Below are 18,300 nucleotides of genomic sequence, written 5' to 3' on the forward strand. Positions count from 1 at the left end.
GCGGGCGTCCAGTAGTCGCTCACCAAGACATTCAACCGTCCCCATAGCACGCGTGCCAGCGACAATCTACGCCGTCAGCCACCAATTGAGATGACCTCTTAGCTGGGTGTCCGTGATGAGGACTCCCGCCACCTTGTCTTCAGCGATGTGACGGAGCAGCTCGTCGAGGCAGCCGGATCGCCAGGGCCGGCAGGCGGTGTAGAGGTGGCAGTAGGTACGGAAGTCCGGGTCTGGATCGTCCTCCACCAGCAGGGTCTGCCAGTAGTCATCGTCTGGCTGGAACGGCGGGACCTCGGCTTCGGTCGCCCAAGCTGGAGTGATCACGTAGACATCCACGCCGGCGAACAACTCATCGAGGACGGTGTTGTGCCGCTCCAGGACGACGGCGTGTTCGCTCTCGTCCTCTGCATATCGCTTCGACTCCGGCAGGCTGTGGAAGCGCACCCAGAGATCCCGGTACGGGTCGCGGAGCTTGTACCCGACCGGAGGACTGCTGGGCCAGTGCTGTTGCCACAGCTCGGTCAAAGCCGTCTGTACGCCTCCGGACACTGCGGCACCCGCCCTCTCGCCATCGACTCCGGCCGACGCCCATGATGCCCGGCCTTCCTCCGCCAAGAGAAACGATGTCTCAGGGAGCAGGTGTGTGCGGTGGGAGCCAAGCCGACGCCGTACGGCCCCTTGAGCGCAGTGATGCAATCGAGCAGGCGCACAGAGGCGGTGATGAGGCGTGTGTGACTGCGCGAAGCGCTCGCAGGCCTTGTCATGGCCTGTTCGAGGCCCTCGCGCTCTGCGCTTGCGGGGGGGGGCTCGCCGTTGTGCGACAGTGACCGGTTGGCGCGCCTTTCCGCCCGCTCATGACCGATGGCCACGCACAGTTGATCATCTGGCCTTAGCGTGACAGAGCGTGTTGCACGTCGTGGAGCACGAAATGCCCTACCAATCGAACCCGGTGCTTGGGGCTCGGGGTGCGGGATAACCGGTGAACGACAGAAAGGGCCACCTTGGAGAGGGACTGCGACGAAGAGGAGTCCTCTTCGTACGCGCCGACGCCGATAAGTACGTCGGAGAAGGCCGCCGCGTTCAGCTCGGCCGCCGTGACCGGGCTGGGTTCCTACGTCGTCAGCGGGTCATTGGCCGTGATGTGGGCGGCCGGCGCGCTGACTGTGGTCCTGCTGGCTGCGGTGCTCATCATCTCGGGGAGGTGACAGGGATGTGGTGCGGGCCTTTCATGAGGGCCGCACCACATCCCCGCTATGCCGAGACGGTTTCGTGCAGCGACCAGCGCTCCAGACGGAAGTGTTCCTTGCCGGAATGTTCCTGGTCGCGGCCCGCCAGCTGAGCGCGCTGCGGGCGTTCGCTCTTGCCGTCAGACGCAGGGACGCCGAGCTGGCGTCCGTTTCCCGGGCGGAAGACCAGCATGGCCATGGCGGCGTTGCCGAGCAGGCGCGGGGCGAGACGTTCGTTGAACAAGACGCTTTCGTACATGCGTACTTGCGCGGGGACGACTTCTTCGAGGTAGCGATCGGTGTCGGTTTCCTGCTCGCCGCCGGCGCTGTCGTAGACGGCACCGATCAAGCCGGGGCGGTGCTGGAACACCCATCGGCAGTCTCGGGGGTAACGTTCGGCCACCTCCGGTGGTTCTGGCTTGGGCCCTACGAGCGTGAGGTCGCCACGCAGCAAGTTCCACAGGCGGGGGAAGTGTTCGAGGAACTGCAGTCGGCGTGACGAGCCTGATTTGAGCTGGTACTTCAGAAGCCGGACGGGGTATCCGCCCTGTCCCACGCGGACGTTGCGTTCGATGACGGGCAGTCCTCGCACGGCGATCCACAAGGAGGCCACGGCCATGACGGGTGCGGTCACCATAAGCGCGGTGGCCGCGACGGAGACATCGACTGCTCTTCGCGAGCGGGAAAGGGCGACGGGCTGGCAGCTCAGGCGGGGCAGCGGCCGACGCCGGCCGGGCCGGCGCCAGAGCATGAGCGCGGTCAGCAGGAAGGCTGTGGTCATTGCGATGACGACCGCCAGGTCGGACGTGGTGCTGGCCGAGCCGGCGTGCAGTTGCAGCAGCGCGGTCCCGGTCGCCGCCAGTTGCGCACCGGCGGCCAGGCGCAACCCCGTGCGCCGGCGGGCGGTGGGCGGCATCGGGCCGCTCTGGGTGAGCAGGTCGCGCTGGACGACGAGGTTGGTGAGGGTGTCGTCGCCGGACTGGTGGCTTTCCACTGCGGCCTGGGTGAAGGCCCTAACCTTGATGCGCAGCAGCAGGTCATCCGTCTTGTCAGGGGTGACCACCTGGGCCGCTGCCCGGTCCACCTGCGACAGGTAGTCGGCGAGCAGGGCTTCGCCGACGGGGTCGCTGTCGCCTGGCACGCTCGCGTCACTCTGCTGCGGGATGCTGTGTCGGGTCTGCTTGTCTCGTTCCTCCATCGTCACGATCCCCCCAGATGAGTCTGCGTACCCGGCCGGTTCGTGGTTTCGCTCATCTCCCGCTCCCGTTCGGCAGCGAGCGCCTCTTTCAGCCGTCTGCGGGCGTGGCGGATATTGGAGCGCACCGTGCCGGGGTTCTTTTCCAGTAACGCGGCGATTTCCTCGGGTGCGTAGCCGTCGAAGGTATAGGCCATGACCCGGCGCTGCTCCTGGTTGAGCAGGCGCAGGTGTCGTAGCGCGTCCTCCTGTTCGAGGCCCTCGTAGGAGTCGGTGACACCGTGCTGGACCGGGGTCCAGAACCCGCGGACCGCTGCCTCGGGTGCCTTGCGGAGCCTTACTTCACTGTTGATCCAGGCTCGTTCGGCCGCCAGTCGGCAGTAGGCACGCGGGGTCCTGATCTGGTTCCATCGAGGCAGGAGTTCGGTCAGGACGTCGCCGACGGCATCTTCGGCTTCCTCCCAGGAGGCGCCGAGGGTGGCGACGAACTTCACCAGGCTCTTGTGCTCCTCACGCACGAACCTGGCGAACTCGTCGTAGCCCTCACGCCCCTGGGACCGCCCGGGAGATGTCGGTTCTTCGGCGCGCCCTACCATCGGCGCGCCCTCGCCGCGTTGTTCATGACCGTGAGGGCGTCGAAGACCCGCACGCGTGCAATGCCTGCGCTGTTTGTCTTCAAAGGGCGGAGGGTGACGCCCGTCGGGCCTAACGGCGGGTCGGTGGAAGATCCCTGCACATCGCCCCTTTCGAGCCGCAGGCCCGGCTTCGCGGCGCGGGTCTCCAGAGGCTGCCGATGGCGCCTGTGGTCCTGTCACCGACAGGGCTGCCCGTTTTCGTTGCGGCCCAAGTGAGTTGGCGGCGCTCGGGGTGGCCGCATTGGTAGTTCCTCGGCGGGTTCGGTTTGGCAACGGGCAGGGGTGGTGTGTCGCACGTGCAGTGGGCGGGGACCACCCAGCGAGCGGCGGCGGTCTACGCGGGTAGTTGCGGGGTGCGCGGTGGGTCGCGATACCGCTTTGTGGCGCAACGCACATCATGCGGGGAGGCCGTGTGAAAGTGCTGGTGAGCGTTGCACGCTCAGCGGGAGGAGCGATGGCCCGGGAGGTAAATGCAGGTCAATCGGCGAGACGTGTGGAAATCATCGCGAGTGGAGGGCATTATGGACCGTGCAAGCCCGATGCGAGTGATGTGCATCACATGCTATTGCGTGTGGTACGTCTGCGCTCGGGTTGCGCGGGACATACAAAGAGAGGGCCTCATCCGCTGCCCTGGTGAAGACTGCGGATGAGACCCTGGCGAACCCCGCAGGCAGGCCTCGATCCCCTGGGTCGAGGCCGTCGCCGTTAGAAGGGCCAGTGGTCCATGATCACCACGGCGAAGTGGAAGACCGAGTAGAACTCGGCCACACCCACCAGGACCTTCCAGAACCTGGCGGCCGCACACCATGTGACAGTCCGCCGGATCTCGCCGATCCTGCCGGTGACCCTGGTCCAGCTGTACCCGACCGACCGTAGCGACCGACGAGCCCACCTGCACAGGTTCCGAGTCCTCGCCATCACAGAACGCATCATCGGAAACTGCCTTCCTCCTGGGTTCGGGGCCCGGTTGCCCCTAGGGAGCCGCAGGACCCGCGGAGGAAGTGACACGACGATATCCGGCCCCAGGGCGAAGCCCCGCACAGTCACGGCGAGAGGTGGGGTATCTAACAGTTCTCCTGCTTGACTGCACGGGTGCGGGCTGCTCCGTCGCAGGGCAACTCAACGCGCTGGCGATCCTTCTGACTTACTTTCAGGCCGGTCGGCTGTCCGTCCGGTCCGGTCTTCAGGAGGGGTTTCCGGAGGGGAAGACGCATCGCTTGCTCCATAGGGTCAGCTATGCGCCCACCTGGCAGAATCACCGAGCGGCGGCCGCGGCAGATGCTCGCACCCTACCGCTCGGCGACAAGTCGGTTTCCTGCATCGCGAGTTGATCGCGTAGTCGGCGCGGGTCCGCAGGCGCTGCCGTGCTCTCCTGGGGCGAGTATGTCTGTGGCCAGGGCATGCCCGGGAAGGCCCTGCTTCAGCAGCGCGGAGTTGTTGTCCGGGGTGAAGGCTACGGCGCGGCCGCCGTGGCTCTTGACCGGGACCCGGGCGATCACCGAGTCGGTGTCCAGGGCGATCACCGGCAGCTCGGCGATGAAGTGACCGGAGCAGGCGGGACCCGCAATGACCCGGTGCGGATGCGCGTCACGCCTGTCCTGACTGACCATCATCTGCTGCGCCGGAGAGCACCTTGGTGGCCATCTTCCTCGACCGCGAGCAGCGACGGCTCGTCGCTGGCTTTACTGCCGCTTCCAAGGCAGTGGGCCTGCCCACCCCGCTAAACTTCGTGCGGCCCCATAAGGTGCACTGCATCCCCGTTCACCGCCGCTCCCCCAGGGGGCTACACCAGCCCGATGAGGTGCGCGAACCATCTTCCTGGAACATCGGACTCCACGAGCCACGGCAGCGTCAGCCCGCCTGGAACAGCCAACGCACCTACAGCAAGAGCGGCAGCACTGAAGCGTTTCTGTGGCCGAGGCCGCCCTGGGCCAGCGCACAAAGCCGCCACCCGGGCGGTGACGAAAAGGAGGAATAGGCATACTGCCAGTAGGACCGTGCCATAACCGATCAGCATGGTCAGGCTGACAGGGTGTGGAGCCCGTAGCGCGGAGCTGTAGGCAGTCGTCACCGCGGCAACGATCAGCGGAGTAGCACCGGTGATGATCCACTCGCCCGTCCGGGCCCGTGCGGTGCGATGCCCACGGAGGATGCGGTGCAGGCCGCGGGTCAAAGGCGTCAGGTCGGCCAGATCTCCCTTGGCGCCGGCCCACCCGGTGGACCGGTCGTCGATGATCCGGTCGTACGCCTGGCGGAAGGCCACGATTTCGTCGTCCGTGGCCCCCATGAGGCCTACCAAGGTCTGGAGATGGGGCCATGAGTCGGGTAGATCGTCTCCATCGACCCAGCGGCCCACTGACGCGCGGAACACCTCGTCCCTCATCGTCACGGGCATCCGATCCGTCAGCTGCCCGATCGATCCCACACCGGTACGACGCAGCAGTCGTGAGAGAACCTTGGAAAGGGCATCTGGAGTGCGGACTGTGCCAAGGTCCCCCACCAGCTCGTGCGACGGGCTGATGGGTCCTGCCACTACCGATTTGGCAAGCGCCGCAACGTGTGGTGCGGGCTCGATCTGCGCTGCTGCTCCAGCGCCGTCGAGGCTGGTCAGGGGTTTTCCCTGGTTGTTCAGCGTGTGGGCTGGGACATCGCCGGTGTCTGCGGTCGCGTCGACGACGTGTCCCCACACGATGTGGGTGGCGTCCGATTCGTCACGCGAGGGCCGCGCCGCTGGGGTGTCAAGCTGCGCACCGAGTTCATCCAGCTCGCCGTCCTGGACCTCGAGCTGCTCCTGGGCGACTTCGAGGAGTTCGCGGAAGTGGTGCAGGGGCGGCAGCTGCAATTCGTCGGCCGCTGAGCCGGGCGGGGGCGGTGGTAAGACGGTGTCGGCTGCTTTGTCGCGGTCGACATGCAGCACCGCAACCCGTTCGCGGGCGACTTGCTTCTCGGCCGCGAGCCGCAGCTGGTGGGCCCGCTCCTCGGCACGGCGGGCGTGTCTGAGCTTTTCGTCAGCCTGACGCCGGTACTCCAGCGACATCTGCAGTTCACGCTGCAGTTCGGCCCGGCTCTCTTCCCTGGCTTGCTCGCGTTCGCTTTCCAGGATGGTAATGCGCTGCTCCAGGACCGAAACCATGGCCTCCAGTTCCTCACGCCGTCGTTCGGATGCGGCAAGCTTCTGCATCGCGTCGATCTGGCGCAGACGGGCATCGTCCAGGCGCAGCAAGGCGGCCGTCGTAGGGTCGACGCGCCGGTGCGCGGCCAGCGTCATCGAGAGGTCGGCACGAGGATCGGATGCCTGGCCCTGCAGGTCCTTCGCCGCTTCTTGGGCTGCCGCCAGCAGGTTCAGTCCGTGCTCCAACTGGCGTTTTCGCATGATGGGTTCGGGGAGATAGCGGGCGACCGCCTGCTCGATGAGGTCTGCGGGCGGAAGCCGGCTGCCGTCGCGGAACCCGCTCCAGGAAGACTTGGCGTAGGGAAAGTCCTCCTCTAGGGCACGTACCGTCACACCCGCGGTGATCTTGCGCAGCCAGCGGGCGAACTCGTTGGCCTGCGCCGTCCGCCCCTTCAGCGCTCCCAGCGGCCGCCCCATACCTGCCCCCCGTGCCCGCTTGTCCAGAAACAATCTTTGGGTTGTCCCTGGATTACTGATGTTCACCTGCAGCAACGACCCTGGACTGCAGCGAACAACGAAACCATGGATGAACGTGAGTCTCCAGCACCTCAACGCCAACCTGGAGGCCCTACGTGCCCGGAGCCAACTCACCACAGCCGCACCGCCGTTCTTGGCCTTACGCCGTGACCGCAGCCATCGTCCTGGCCATCCAGCAGGGGTGGAGCGCTGAGCAGGTCATCACCCTGGCCACGTGCCTCCTCGTTCTCATTGCCCTGATCACCTCAGCCGGCCACCACGGCGAATAGCCCCCTTGCAGGAATCCCACGACCTCCCCGGAGTCCTCCAGGAGCGAGACTGACGTCTTGCAGAGGTGATGCCGACAGGCCGCGACACAAATGTCCACCACCGCGCCGGTCCCGACAGCACTGTCGGGCCGGCGATGCTGGGTCGGGTGCAGTAGGAGCGCTGGACGCGACCAGCACGTCGACCGCATCGAACTACTTAAGCGTGACTCCCCGGCTACTCAGAGCACACGGTGGCGACAGCCTGGCCGGACTGCCGCGCTGACTGCGCCGCCAGGGCGCCGAAATACCCCCCTTTTGGCTCAGGAGGACAGCGATTGGCCGCCCGGCTAGGCCTCAGCCCTCACCCCCGCCGAGATCGACCGCTTCCACGCCTGGCTGACGCGACGTCGACGCTTGCTTCACGGTCTGGAAGCTCCCGGGGTCGAACTTCGCCGGGTAGCCGCTGGGCGAGTGGCGCAGTCGGGAGCTCCAACGGCGCCGAACGCACGAAGCTTCAGCAGATGGGAAACGGACAAATTCCGTGCGTGTCGGGTCAGTGACCGCTCTTCGAGATTGCTGGCCATCTGTCCGGGGCAGTTCTAGCGCTTTGACATGAGGGGCGACGGATGGCACGGAGAAAGTCTCTGGCGGCGCAGCTGGTGCAGGTGTACCGGGACAACCAGAAGGCGAAGGCAACAGCGGCCAAACGCGCGGAGGAGGAGCGGGCACGTCGGGCGAGAGCTGCGGAGCGTGCGGCCGCGGAGCGGGCCAAGGAAGACGCCCGCCGGGAGCGGGAGCAGGCGCAAGAGTGGTCCCGTGTTCAAAAAGAGAGGCAGGCCCGGCAAAGTACCGAGTCGCGTCGGGCCGAGCAGATCGTGCGGGACTTGGAAAAACGTGAGGCGGCGCGTGCACGAGAGGCTGAGCAGAAGCGCCGTGCTGAGGAACGGGAGAAGGCCGTTGCCGAGCGGCGTGCAAAGCAGGAGCGTGCTGAGAGGCTGCGGCGAGAAGCCGACACGCGCACCGCCGAGGTTGGGGCGCGTGTCGAGCAGCTGGGGACGGTGCTTCGTGAGCGTCCAGGAGGTTTGCGCGATCACCGTGCGGGGGTGGAGCGTGCCCTCGGGGCCGGGGACCTCGAGGCGTTCGTAGTGGGAGTGGAGAGTGTGTTCGCTGAAATCGAGTATCCGGTGGGGTTGAGAGGTGCCTGGCGAGCGGGGTTCGCGCCTGAGTCAAGGGAGTTGATGCTCGAAATTGAGTAGCCCGCTCAGACGGTGGTGCCGTCGGTCCTTGCTTACCGATTCAAGGCTTCCGCTCCCCCGGCTGTGGTGCCGCAACCGCGGAAGGAGGCGGAATGCAAGGCTCTGTTCCGGGACTTGGTCGCCCGTCTGGCGCTGCGGGCGATCGACGAGGCGTTCTCGGTGACGCCGCCGGCGTTGGTGGACTCTGTCGCGTTCAATGGGATTGTCCGTGCGAAGGACCGGGCTACAGGGAAGGCAATCGAACCGTGCCTCATCGGTGTTCGGGTGACCCGAGAGACCTTCGATGAGCTTGTCCTGGACGAGCCCGAGCTCGATCCGGTGCGGACATTGCGCTACCTCAATGCTGTCGTCTCACAGCATCCCTATGACCTGGAGCCTGTGCCTCCTGTGGTCACCTTCGACCTGAGCCGGTACAAGCTCGCGCCGGGGCGGGATGTCGTCGCGGGGCTTGACAGCCGGCCGGACCTGCTTGCGATGCATCCGACGGAGTTCGAGCACTTGATTCGGCGGCTGTTCGAAAAGGCGGGGCTGAAATCGTGGGTCACCCAGGCGTCCCGCGACGACGGCATCGACGCTGTGGCCGTGATCGAGCAGCCGCTCCTGAGCACCCAGTGCATCATCCAGGCGAAACGCACGAAGAACGTGGTGCCGGCGGACACCGTCCGCGCGGTCGCGGGCCTCGTCAACGACACTGGCGCCTCGAAGGGCATCGTGGTCACTACCGCGTGGTTCGGCAAAACCAGTCTGGACTTCGCCCCACGCAACAGGCTTGAACTCATCGACGGCCGTCACCTGAAATCACTGCTCCTCGAGCACCTCGGCGTCGATGCCCTGATTGGCCTTCCCAAGCTTCCAGCTGGCTGGCAGCCGCGCGACTTGGGCTGACCCCCCTCTGTGCCCGCCAGATGCTGGACAGCACGCTCCACGCCGACGGCCTCTTGACGACCGTCGCGCTGTGTAGCTACTGGACTGAATCACAAGTGCCGCACGGTCTGTCGTCGTGGGTGGGAGGAAGCTTTCGTGGGCGAGGTTCGTAAGTACACGTCGGGAACGCACGCGGCTCTGATGTCACTGTGTCGTGGCTTTTGCTACTGGCCTGGGTGTGAGGAGCCTGTCACTAGGTTCGTCGATGGGGAGCACATCCTCAACCTGGAGATCGCGCATATCCGGGCGGTCAGCTCCGGGGGTAAGCGGTTCGACCCGGAGATGTCTTTGGCCGAGAAGAACGCCTTTTCGAACTTATTGTTGTTGTGCAAGGTCCACCACGTCCGGGTCGACGGCCAGGGCAGCGAGAAGTACACCGTCGAGGTACTTGAGGGGTGGAAGGAGCAGCGGGAGAGCGAGGGGACAGCTCCGCTCCTGCAGTTGCGGGAGCTGACGGAAGACCGGTTGCGGGAGCTGGTGACGGAGTCGTTCGCAGCATTCCACGACGAGACACGCGATGCGCTGACCGAGTTGGCGAAGGTCGCTCCTGAAGCGGCGTCCACGTTGCGGGTGTTGGTCGAGGAGCTTCGCGACCCGCGGGTGCATGGGTTCGGGATCGACCCCGATGTGGCGGCGTGGCTGCGTGACGCGTCCCACGGGTTGGGGCATCTGCAGGACACCGCCCCGCTGCTGTCGAGCGCGGCCAGAGACCTGCGGCATCTGCAGGACAGTGCTGATCTTCTGCGGTCTGCGGCCGACGACCTGCGAGGGGCGGCGGACATCGCGATGGCCGTACGTGACGGGGCCGATCAGCTGATGCGGGCGGAAGGTCTGATCTTCCAGCTGAAGCAAGCCGCTGCAGAACTGAGAAGGGTCAGGGGCGAATACTGAAGGTCGGCCAGACACGGCCGTCCTGTGAACCTGTGTCGAGCCGAGGAAGACTGAGCTCCGTCTGCTCATCATGTGGCCGAACGTGTCAGCCCGGCTCGCCCCCTATCGGCGTTGACTTTCGTTGGTGCTGCAGGGGCGCCCGGGTTACGTGCGGTGCCAGAGGCTACGGATACGGTCGAGCCCGGCGAGCAGGCTTTCGTTGTGGATGGTGGGGCGGAGCCAGTCGATGTCTGTCGGGCGGAGCCTGAGGAGTCCGTCAGGCGGGAGTGCCTCCAGTAGTGGCTCTGCGTGTTCGCTCAGCCAGTCGCTGGCGTCAAGGTCCTTTGCGAGGCGCAGGAGTTCGATGACTATGTGTGCGGGTCTGTTCGCTGACGGGATTTGCTGGAGCAGTTCGAGGGCGGTGGTGAGCACGGTGGCGGCGGCCGGGTGTTCGACAGCGTTCCAGGTGGCTGTTGTGCCGGCCTCGATGAGCAGGCACTGAAGGCGCTGCAGGGGGCTGGCGTCGTCCAGGGCCGGGGCTTGGGGGCCAAAGCGAGCGGTGATGGTCTCTAGCTGGGCGTGTGGGGTTTGTGGGTGTCCGATGAGGGCTTGGGTGCACTGGGCGAGGGTCAGCCAGGTGGGTGCTCCGAGGCCTCGTGAGCCGGTTACGCGCAGCGAGGTGAGCTGGTCCAGGATGTGGATGACGGCGTGGGCGGGTTGGTGTGGGATGGCGTGGAAGAGGAGGCGGGCGAGGATGTCCGCTGCTGCCGTGCGCTCCCCGGCGGGCAGGGTGTTGAGGAGGTCGACAAGGCCTTGCGTGGCAGCGAAGGCGGAGGGGGTGAGCGGGTTGAGTAGGGCAAGGAGAGCGTGCGCGGCGGAGTGGGAGTGTTGGTCATCGGTGCCGTAGTAGGTCTCCAGCGCGGTCGGCAGGTGCTGCGCCAGCGGCATTACGGCGTGCAAGACGTGCAGCGAGCTGGTGTCGTGAGTGAAGGCCGCGGCCTTGTGCAGGTCGAGGATGTCGGTCGGCTCGTGCTGCCAGTAGGGGCCGGCGTGTGGGGCTTGAGGGTTTGGATGCGGGGGCCAGGTAAGGCCGTCTGCGTGGTCGGCAGGGGTCAGCCGTACGCGCACGTCGGGGTGGCTGGTTTGCGGGTCTGTGCACGGTTCTGTGGTGAGCGTGCTGATCAGGGTGGCCCAGGAGGCCTTACTGAGCTGGGATTGCCACAACATGCTCTGGCGTCGCCAGGAGTCGAGCGGGTCACGCGCGTCGAGGAGGTGTGAGACGCGGACGGAGCCCTCTGCCAGGACGGTCAGGAGGAGCAGGTTGACGCTGTAGACGGCCTCTTGTTGACCGCGGCGGGCGGGGAGAGGCTCGTAGGGCGGCCGGTCGGGTCGGGGGAGGTCGTCTGCGGCTGCCTTGAACAGGCGGATCAGCAGCGCGGTGAGCTGGTTGCGTTGTGGCTCGCTGAAGCTGCTGATCAGGTCGGTGAGGTTGCGTATGACTTCGGCCCGGTCGTCGAGCGGCACATGGGACAACAGGGCATGCAGTCGGTCGTCGTTGACGGCGGCGGGAGGAGGGGGCTCGGTGTGCAGGAGGTGCTTGAGTTCGTCGGTGATGAGGCGGGCGGTGAGGTATTCGCCGAAGGTGGCGTGCAGGAATTCGTAGGATTGTCTGTGCTGGCCGGTGACGATGGCTTGTGCTTCGTGGATGAAGAAGAAGCGGCCGAAGAGCAGCGGTGAGGGGGCGAGGTCGGCGTCGAGGAGTGCGGTCTGGTCAGTGTGGGCTTCTGAGGCTGTGATGCCCTGGCGTCGCCGGTTGAACATGCCGACGGCGATCACGGCGAGCCGTTGCAGTTCGTGTTCGACGGCAGCGGCTTGTGTCGCGTGGGGTTGGGCGCCGTTGTGCTTGGCGACCTGGCGGCGGGTGAACTCGGTCAACAGCCTGTCGTAAAGCCCGACTCGTCCGATGTCCTCGCCTCTGAGCTGGTGCAGGGCGTTTGCCGAGGCGTCGTAGAGGGCCAGCATCAGCAGAAGAAGGGGTTGGCTGGTGAGGTCGCCGTGCGTCTGCAGCACGTCAGGGTCCAGGGGTTGCAGGTTGCGTGAGGTGAAGTAGCGGCGGTTGACGGTGTTCCAGACCTGTACCCAGTGTCTGATGCGGTCGTCGTCGAAGGGTTCCAGGCGGATGACGGTGCTCAGGCGGGGGGTGGGGGCTTGGTCGGCGACGACGGTGCGGCTGGTGACGACCGCGATGGTGGGGCGGCCGAGTTCGTGTTCGCGTTGTTGGAAGTCGGCTAGGTCGTGCAGGTAGTTGGAGTAGCGGGTGTGCTCGGCTGCAGCGGCTTGGAGGAGTTCGTCGAAGCCGTCCAGGATTACAACCCGGACTGTGCCGGGGTCGGCGGCTTCTGGCCAGGGGGTGGGCCGGCCGGTGGAGCGCTTGAGGGAGTGTTCGAGCTGTTCTTGGATGTCTAGGTCTGCGGGGATGTGGCGCAGCTCGATGCGCTGGCAGAAGAACTCTGCTTGAGGCAGTCGCGCGGCGAGGAGCTTGGTCAGCAGTGACTTTCCCGAGCCTGGGTGGCCGAGGATGACCAGCGGGGCGCTGATGGCGTGGGTGGTGAGGAGGTGGGCTGCGAGGAACTCGCCGAGGTCTTCACGCACGGGCTGCGTGAGCCACCAGTCGTCGCTGGACAGATGGCGACCGCTGGAATGCTCGTGTGCCAGGCGGAAGGCCGGGTCTATGTATCCGCTCTCCAGGGTGGGCATCACCAGGCCGGCTTCCTCGGCGTCAGCGACGGGTTCGCGTAACAGTCGCCTGTAGCGGGGTGCGGGGGTGGGGTCGTCGGCGAACTGTGCGAGCCAGTGCGACAGCGGCAGTAGCCCGTAGCTGGGCCCGGGAGGCTGGGGCCCTGCCTCAGCGACCTCGGGTGGGTCTTCGGTGTTGGAGGTCAGGCGTAGTTCGGGGCAGTCCCAGGTGGCCGAGGCCATGAGTGCTTCGTAGCGCTGCCATGCCTGGTGGGCCAGGTCCTCGGGGGCCTGGTCCTGGGGGCTGCCTTCACCGTGCACGATGCCGGCGGCGTAGGTGTAGGCGGCGGTGATCTCCTGGCGCAGTTCGCCGGCGTCCCTGACCCGGTCTGTGCCGAGAATGACCTGCTCGAGTTCGGTGACGATCTGGGTGGTGATGTCGCCTTGCTGGTAGCCGAGTTCGGGCCCGTAGTGGATGCCGGAGCTGGCCACGGCGTCGCAGAACGCAGTGACCAGGATGGCCCGGTCGGCTGCGGCCAGCAATGCGGTACGCGCAATCCCGTGGCTGGAGCGGACCCGGTCGCCCAATCCCTCCACTACCGCAGGCAGGCCATTGGTTGCCGCGCCGCTTAGAGCGAGAGGCTCCAGCAGTTCCGCCGCGAGTCCCTTGAAGTCCTCTCGGCCGGCAGCCAGTACGTCGATAGCACTGACAAAGTCCTCCGGAATCTCTTCCGGATCCGGTGGCGGCGACGGCAACGGGTCGCGGCGGGAGCGATTGTCCTTCCGCGGTTCGTCGGCGCTCATCTCCATCTCGTGGTGGCGAAGCCGCCACCACGACAGGTCGAGGCTGACGCCAGCGGGGGCACTCGCACGGCGATTTCCGCAGTACTCCACGATGAGAGCCACGTCGTCCCAAGCCGGCGGGGTGGCACGCTGCCCATTGAGGAGAGCCGAGACCGCGCCGTTGCTGCGGTGAAGCGCTCTAGCCACGTCACTCTGGGCGACACCGCACTCGCGCACCAGACGCCGCAGCTGCCTGCAGAAACTCACCACCGCCAGAGGCGGCTCCCCCGCTGCCATCACTCACCCCGTCCGTCACCCCATTTCACCGTTACGCCCCTCAGCGTAGGGTCTGACCTGCATCAACTCCTCCGGTATTCAGGACTATTCAGCGTCGGACCAGTGCGGCCGTGTGCACCGCCACTGTCGGAGGTGAACAAGCCACCGTCTACGTGAGGAGTTTCGATGCCGTGGGTCCCTGGCAGCCTTCCTGCCGTGCTGCTCGCTGTCTTTGTCTGCCTGTTCGTCGGCGTAGTCCTGCCGGCCATCTGGTCGACTCAGCCTGCCCGCCGTCGCGCGGCCGCGGCCGTTCTTGCCCAGATCCTGGCCGCGATCCCGGGCAGCAGTCAGCCGTCCGGCACTGGCGGGGCACGGGTGAGCGGAGGCCCGGATTCCGCACCGTGATACCCGCTGGACAACGGAGGGACCGGGCCTGCCACCACCCAGCGCCTCTACCAGGGCGAGTCACGCGACCGACCAGGCTTCGCCACGCGGCCCGGACCCTCGAGTATCACCGGATTTCAGCACCTACCCCGGCATCACAGCTTGAAATCCGAGGCATGGACCAAGCCCGAGCCCACTACCGGACCCTGCAGTTACCGCCTGCTGTGCACCCCAGCAGGCGGCGATGATCACCCGGAAGGCCGCTAGCCGTCGAAGGAGGCCGACGCGTGGACTAAGCGGAATGGCCGACAAGCCGGAGGGCCGCGAAAAACCCTACGGCAAGATTCTCCCTCCCCCTCCCCCTTTTCGTTCAGCACAAGTTGGGGCAACCCATAAGTCGACTTCGCCTGGCGCCTGTCGCCTGTCGCCTGACCTTGCCATGCCTCGGCATCGCCCCAACACCACAGGGCAGCAGTACCGTCCGGTACGGCGGTCCCAGGACGAGCCTTGGAGGTGGTTACCCGCTGCCGGGGGCTGGGCCGCGCAGCAGCCGCTCGCTGCTGCGGCGATCGTGGACCCGGCCTGGGTATCCGGCCGAGGTGTACCCGGGCCGCTTGTCGATCGGCGGCGGGCTGAAGTCCGGCTCAGGCGCTGGGGCGTCGTACAACGGTGCGTGGCTGTACATCCTTGATGAGGCAGGCGGTCCTACCCGTGGTCGTCGGCGGGGGGCGGGGTGTCCGGCTCATTTAGTTTCCCGAAGGGCACATGCACGCTGGGCGTGCTGCGGAAAGTGCCGGACAGGTGGCTGACCTGGTCGTCGAAGAAGATGTGGGGCTTGAGTACCCCCATGATGGTGCTCTTGTCTATGCCACCGAGGAAAAAGGCATCGTTGACGGTCACACCCCAGTCCTTCAAGCTCCGCACCGCACGTTCGTGGGCGGGTGCGTTGCGGGCAGTGACGAGGGAGACGTGGACGCGGATCTTGTAGTCCGGGTCCTTCACCCGCTGCTCTTCTTCCCGCTGCTGCAGCCGGTTGATGTTGGCGAGGAAGTCCCGCAGGGGTCCTGGATCGTGCGGGGTAGCGGCATTCATCGTCTCGTGGAAGCGAAAACCCTCGATGCCGTCAGTCTGGTAGATCCGTTCCGAGGCGTCGTCAGCGAGGACTCCGTCGAAGTCGAAGGCTATCCGCAGATCTTGGTCGTTGCTCTCGTCGGCCGCCGCAGGCCCCAGGACGCGACCGGCCGGCAGTCCGAGCGCGACGGCCTCTCGAACGTCGGTTTCGTTCGCGGACAGGAACAGCGACATGTTCAGTGACGGCATGAAATGGTACGGCGAGCGGCCCTGCATGAAGATGGCCCGGGTGATCGGCAAGCTGTGAGACTGGATCGACCGCATGACGCGCAAGCCGGTGTCCGGGTCGTTGCGGGACAGGACGATGACCTCAACCAAGGGATCGTCGGGTGAGAGGTCGTTCAGGGACAGCAAGCGGCGGATGAACGGGAAGGCGACGCCGGTGCTCAGCGTGTCGTCCAAGTGCTGCTCCTGATAGGCGCGGTAGGCCTCCTCTCCCTGCTCGCGGAAGACTGTATCCGCTTCTGCCAGGTCGAACAGTGCGCTGGAGGCGACCCCGATGACCAGGCGCTTCTCGAGTTCGTAGCCCACGGCACTCCCCTTGCATCAATTCGCACATGCGTCCCATTCATGGTACTGAGCAACGCGAGTGAGGCAGGTTGCGGCGGGCCGAGTCGCGGGAGACCTCCGCCCTCGCCCGGCTTCTGGCCGTGTCCGGCCATGCCTGCGGGCCAGGTGAGCCTGCCTGCCCATGGTGTCGCCAGCCTTCCACCGGCAGGTCAAGTTCACTACGCGGCGCGGTGTGCACCGGTGCCTGGGGAGCGCAGCCAGGACAGGCCAGGGTCCGGGGTGGACCGGTTTTCCGGACGTCCGGCTCGGCCGGATCTCAGCCGCGGACTTCACGAAAGTCCTCACGGGCCTCCTCATCGCGAACCTGCCGGGCAGCCTCGAAGCGTAGAGGGAGACGGACCGAAGGCCCTGGAGAAGTCCGTTGCTCACCAGGCACTCATTCGGTCGGCGACTGAGCGGTGTGGAGCGCGAAGCCTCACCGAGCGAACCCGAGGTCCGAACTTCCACCTCGGGTACCGATCGAACAAGCAGCGACGCTGGCGACAACCGCCGGGACATCGCGCCGCAGTCAGCTGCGATCCCCCGCGGCCCGTAGTGCTGCCAGCCGCTGGTGGCACTATTGCGGCCGACCCCCGCGGTCTCGGACCACAGGCCCACCAGCCTCCTGGATAACGTCCCCTGTATGCCACGAACCGCACCCAGCCGAGCTGATCGCACACTCATGGCCCAAGCAGCTGCGGCCGGACTCACGGTCAGCGCGAGCCAGTTGGAACGCTGGCGGCGCAACGGCCTGATCCCTAGCCCCGAGATCCGCCGCTTGGGAGCCTCAGGCACCGAAGCGGCCTATCCGGACGGCACAGGTGACCTGGTCTGCGCCTTGGCCCAGCACGCCGGCCCCGGGCGCTCCTACGACGACCTGGCGCTGCTCGCCTTCTTCAGCGGAGCACAGGTTCCGGAGCCCGCGCTCAAGACCGCGCTGGCGCGTGTCTACTTCAGGCACCGCGTGCAGCACGAGGATCACGTGGAACAGGTACAAGCGCAGGTCCCGCCGCTATGGGCTGCCGAGATGGACGGCGAATACGAAAGAGCCGAGGCCGAGGCGAAGCTCTCGCTGAGCGAGAACGGCAGAGCCGTACGGCAGATGCGAAGCAACCTCCGCCGCCTGCCCGACCTCGCTCGCGCCACACGCGAGGAGGTGGACGGCCGTCTGCTGGGTGTGCTGGTGGGCTTGGAGATGCGGCAGCTCCCAGAAGCCGATGGGGCTTTCATGGCCGACCTCGCCGCAGCTCTGCATCTCAACTGCGACGTCGCGGAGGACTGCCTCGCGGTATGGGACTACGCGGCCGCGTGTCACGCCTCGCAGATGGCCCGCCAGGAAGAGACCTCGTACGAGGAACGGGCCGACAAGCTGGCACGGATCGACCTTGCGGATTTGCAGGCTCTGCGGGCGCAAGTACTCGAGAGCAGAGACCAGATCTGGGCCCGGGCGACCGGGGGGCAGCAGACGCGCGCCTCGATGGACCAGCCGTGGCAGGCCCGGGGTGCCGCCGGCACGCTGATGGAATGGATGAGCGCACGAGAGGTACACCCGGCCGCGTCCGTTCTGGCCGACCGCTACTTCATCGAAAGCCTCGCCGACCTTTCGCTGCGCTGCCAGATCTCAGAGACCCGGCTACTGCACTCCGACCGGGCGGGCGAGGGGCGCGCCGCCTTCATCGCACGCACCGGCAGCTGACCGCTCTCCCCGAGCACATCTGGTATCCGCTGCGGCGGCCTGTAGCCACGGCCCGACCTCAGGCCCCCGCCGCCCGACGACGAGGAAGGACACGTCAGTCCGGGAAGTGGTGACGCCCGAAAACGGGTGTCCACACCTCATTCGTCAGCCGGGTCCGCATGGGATAGCCCGGGGCGCAGACCTTGCACATGACGACCTCCCCCGACTTGGTAGCCCTCGCCCAAGGCGCGGTGCACGTCCTCGGGAGTGTGGCACTCGGGAAGTTGCTCTGCTGCCCCGTGCACTGCGGACTTGCGGCGCCGGTACGCCTTCTGACGGCAGGCGTTGGAGCAATATTCGCGAGGCCGCCAGCCGCCCTGGGACCGCCTTGCGAAGGGAGCATCACGCTGTCGGCAGCGCGGCGCGAACCGCTCCTCGATCCTCCATTCACGAATCAGCACCCGTAGGCCGTCATCGATGATGACGGTGTCCTCGCTCTGGAAGAACCAGATGTTGGCCAGCAACTCCACACTGAGCTTCTGTGCCTGATACATGGCTCCTGCCCGTGCCATGAATGCGCTGGACCACTCCTGGCCCCTAGCGTGGGCGAGTTCCTCCAAGCACGTCCCGGTCGTGCGACACGTTTCAGTGCTTAATCTCAGCCATAGACGGCTCCACCTGTCACGTACATGACGCAGTGTGGCTATGGTGTGACGGCTCGTGCGATGTAGGTGGGGTTCACGGGGCCTGGGTGCCCTGTGCA

Annotated in this window: 13 protein-coding genes; 5 read left to right on the forward strand and 8 right to left on the reverse strand. The window is 66.3% G+C overall.

The features are described 5' to 3' along the window. Positions 1 to 66 precede the first annotated feature (66 nt). The 5 genes from Q5694_RS33760 to Q5694_RS33780 all read right to left on the reverse strand — a co-directional run bounded on the left by Q5694_RS33760 (position 67) and on the right by Q5694_RS33780 (position 6,711). Positions 67 to 525: a DUF3885 domain-containing protein gene (locus Q5694_RS33760; RefSeq protein WP_333937338.1), complete on the reverse strand. Its 459-nt coding sequence runs from the start codon at positions 523 to 525 to the stop codon at positions 67 to 69. A gap of 726 nt (positions 526 to 1,251) precedes the next feature. After that, positions 1,252 to 2,424 (reverse strand): sugar transferase, encoded by a 1,173-nt coding sequence (locus tag Q5694_RS33765; RefSeq protein ID WP_333937339.1) that lies wholly within the window; start codon positions 2,422 to 2,424, stop codon positions 1,252 to 1,254. Between the two features lie 2 nt (positions 2,425 to 2,426). Then, positions 2,427 to 2,915 (reverse strand): RNA polymerase sigma factor, encoded by a 489-nt coding sequence (locus tag Q5694_RS33770; protein WP_333937340.1) that lies wholly within the window; start codon positions 2,913 to 2,915, stop codon positions 2,427 to 2,429. 1,430 nt (positions 2,916 to 4,345) lie between these two features. Beyond that, complete coding sequence (locus Q5694_RS33775) at positions 4,346 to 4,669, reverse strand: hypothetical protein (protein WP_333937341.1); 324 nt, start codon at positions 4,667 to 4,669, stop codon at positions 4,346 to 4,348. Positions 4,670 to 4,839: 170 nt separating this feature from the next. Next, a complete protein-coding gene (locus Q5694_RS33780; protein ID WP_333937342.1) occupies positions 4,840 to 6,711 on the reverse strand; it encodes a hypothetical protein in 1,872 nt (623 codons plus the stop codon). A 140-nt stretch (positions 6,712 to 6,851) separates the two neighbouring features. On the opposite strand from Q5694_RS33780, the gene Q5694_RS33785 reads away from it, so the two are divergent. The 4 genes from Q5694_RS33785 to Q5694_RS33800 all read left to right on the forward strand — a co-directional run bounded on the left by Q5694_RS33785 (position 6,852) and on the right by Q5694_RS33800 (position 10,024). Continuing rightward, the gene (locus Q5694_RS33785; RefSeq protein WP_333937343.1) at positions 6,852 to 6,974 is read left to right on the forward strand and encodes a hypothetical protein; all 123 of its coding nucleotides are present in this window, start codon (positions 6,852 to 6,854) and stop codon (positions 6,972 to 6,974) included. 605 nt (positions 6,975 to 7,579) lie between these two features. Then, entirely contained in the window at positions 7,580 to 8,209 is a 630-nt protein-coding gene (locus Q5694_RS33790) for a hypothetical protein (protein WP_333937344.1), read from the forward strand. A gap of 114 nt (positions 8,210 to 8,323) precedes the next feature. Then, complete coding sequence (locus Q5694_RS33795; protein WP_333937345.1) at positions 8,324 to 9,094, forward strand: restriction endonuclease; 771 nt, start codon at positions 8,324 to 8,326, stop codon at positions 9,092 to 9,094. 135 nt (positions 9,095 to 9,229) lie between these two features. Beyond that, entirely contained in the window at positions 9,230 to 10,024 is a 795-nt protein-coding gene (locus Q5694_RS33800) for a hypothetical protein (RefSeq protein ID WP_333937346.1), read from the forward strand. Between the two features lie 144 nt (positions 10,025 to 10,168). On the opposite strand, the gene Q5694_RS33805 is transcribed toward Q5694_RS33800, so the two are convergent. Together Q5694_RS33805 and Q5694_RS33810 are read right to left on the reverse strand one after the other, a co-directional pair. Continuing rightward, the gene (locus Q5694_RS33805) at positions 10,169 to 13,819 is read right to left on the reverse strand and encodes an NACHT N-terminal helical domain 7-containing protein (RefSeq protein ID WP_333937347.1); all 3,651 of its coding nucleotides are present in this window, start codon (positions 13,817 to 13,819) and stop codon (positions 10,169 to 10,171) included. A gap of 1,068 nt (positions 13,820 to 14,887) precedes the next feature. Beyond that, positions 14,888 to 15,844, reverse strand: a complete 957-nt coding sequence (locus Q5694_RS33810; RefSeq protein WP_333937348.1) for a 5'-nucleotidase — start codon at positions 15,842 to 15,844, stop codon at positions 14,888 to 14,890. Between the two features lie 700 nt (positions 15,845 to 16,544). Here Q5694_RS33810 and Q5694_RS33815 point away from each other — a divergent pair. Beyond that, the gene (locus Q5694_RS33815; protein ID WP_333937349.1) at positions 16,545 to 17,558 is read left to right on the forward strand and encodes a hypothetical protein; all 1,014 of its coding nucleotides are present in this window, start codon (positions 16,545 to 16,547) and stop codon (positions 17,556 to 17,558) included. 137 nt (positions 17,559 to 17,695) lie between these two features. Here the strand turns inward: Q5694_RS33815 and Q5694_RS33820 are convergent, their stop codons facing one another. Then, entirely contained in the window at positions 17,696 to 18,091 is a 396-nt protein-coding gene (locus Q5694_RS33820; RefSeq protein WP_333937350.1) for a hypothetical protein, read from the reverse strand. Positions 18,092 to 18,300 lie beyond the last annotated feature (209 nt).

This window comes from Streptomyces sp. AHA2 (assembly GCF_036857595.1).
GTDB lineage: Bacteria > Actinomycetota > Actinomycetes > Streptomycetales > Streptomycetaceae > Streptomyces.

Coding starts and splice junctions, on each gene's coding strand:
- Q5694_RS33790 (WP_333937344.1), top strand. CDS start 7,580: ATGGCACGGAGAAAGTCTCTGGCGGCGCAGCTGGTGCAGGTGTACCGG.
- Q5694_RS33805 (WP_333937347.1), bottom strand. CDS start 13,819: ATGGCAGCGGGGGAGCCGCCTCTGGCGGTGGTGAGTTTCTGCAGGCAG.
- Q5694_RS33815 (WP_333937349.1), top strand. CDS start 16,545: ATGGCCCAAGCAGCTGCGGCCGGACTCACGGTCAGCGCGAGCCAGTTG.
- Q5694_RS33775 (WP_333937341.1), bottom strand. CDS start 4,669: ATGATGGTCAGTCAGGACAGGCGTGACGCGCATCCGCACCGGGTCATT.
- Q5694_RS33765 (WP_333937339.1), bottom strand. CDS start 2,424: ATGGAGGAACGAGACAAGCAGACCCGACACAGCATCCCGCAGCAGAGT.
- Q5694_RS33820 (WP_333937350.1), bottom strand. CDS start 18,091: ATGTATCAGGCACAGAAGCTCAGTGTGGAGTTGCTGGCCAACATCTGG.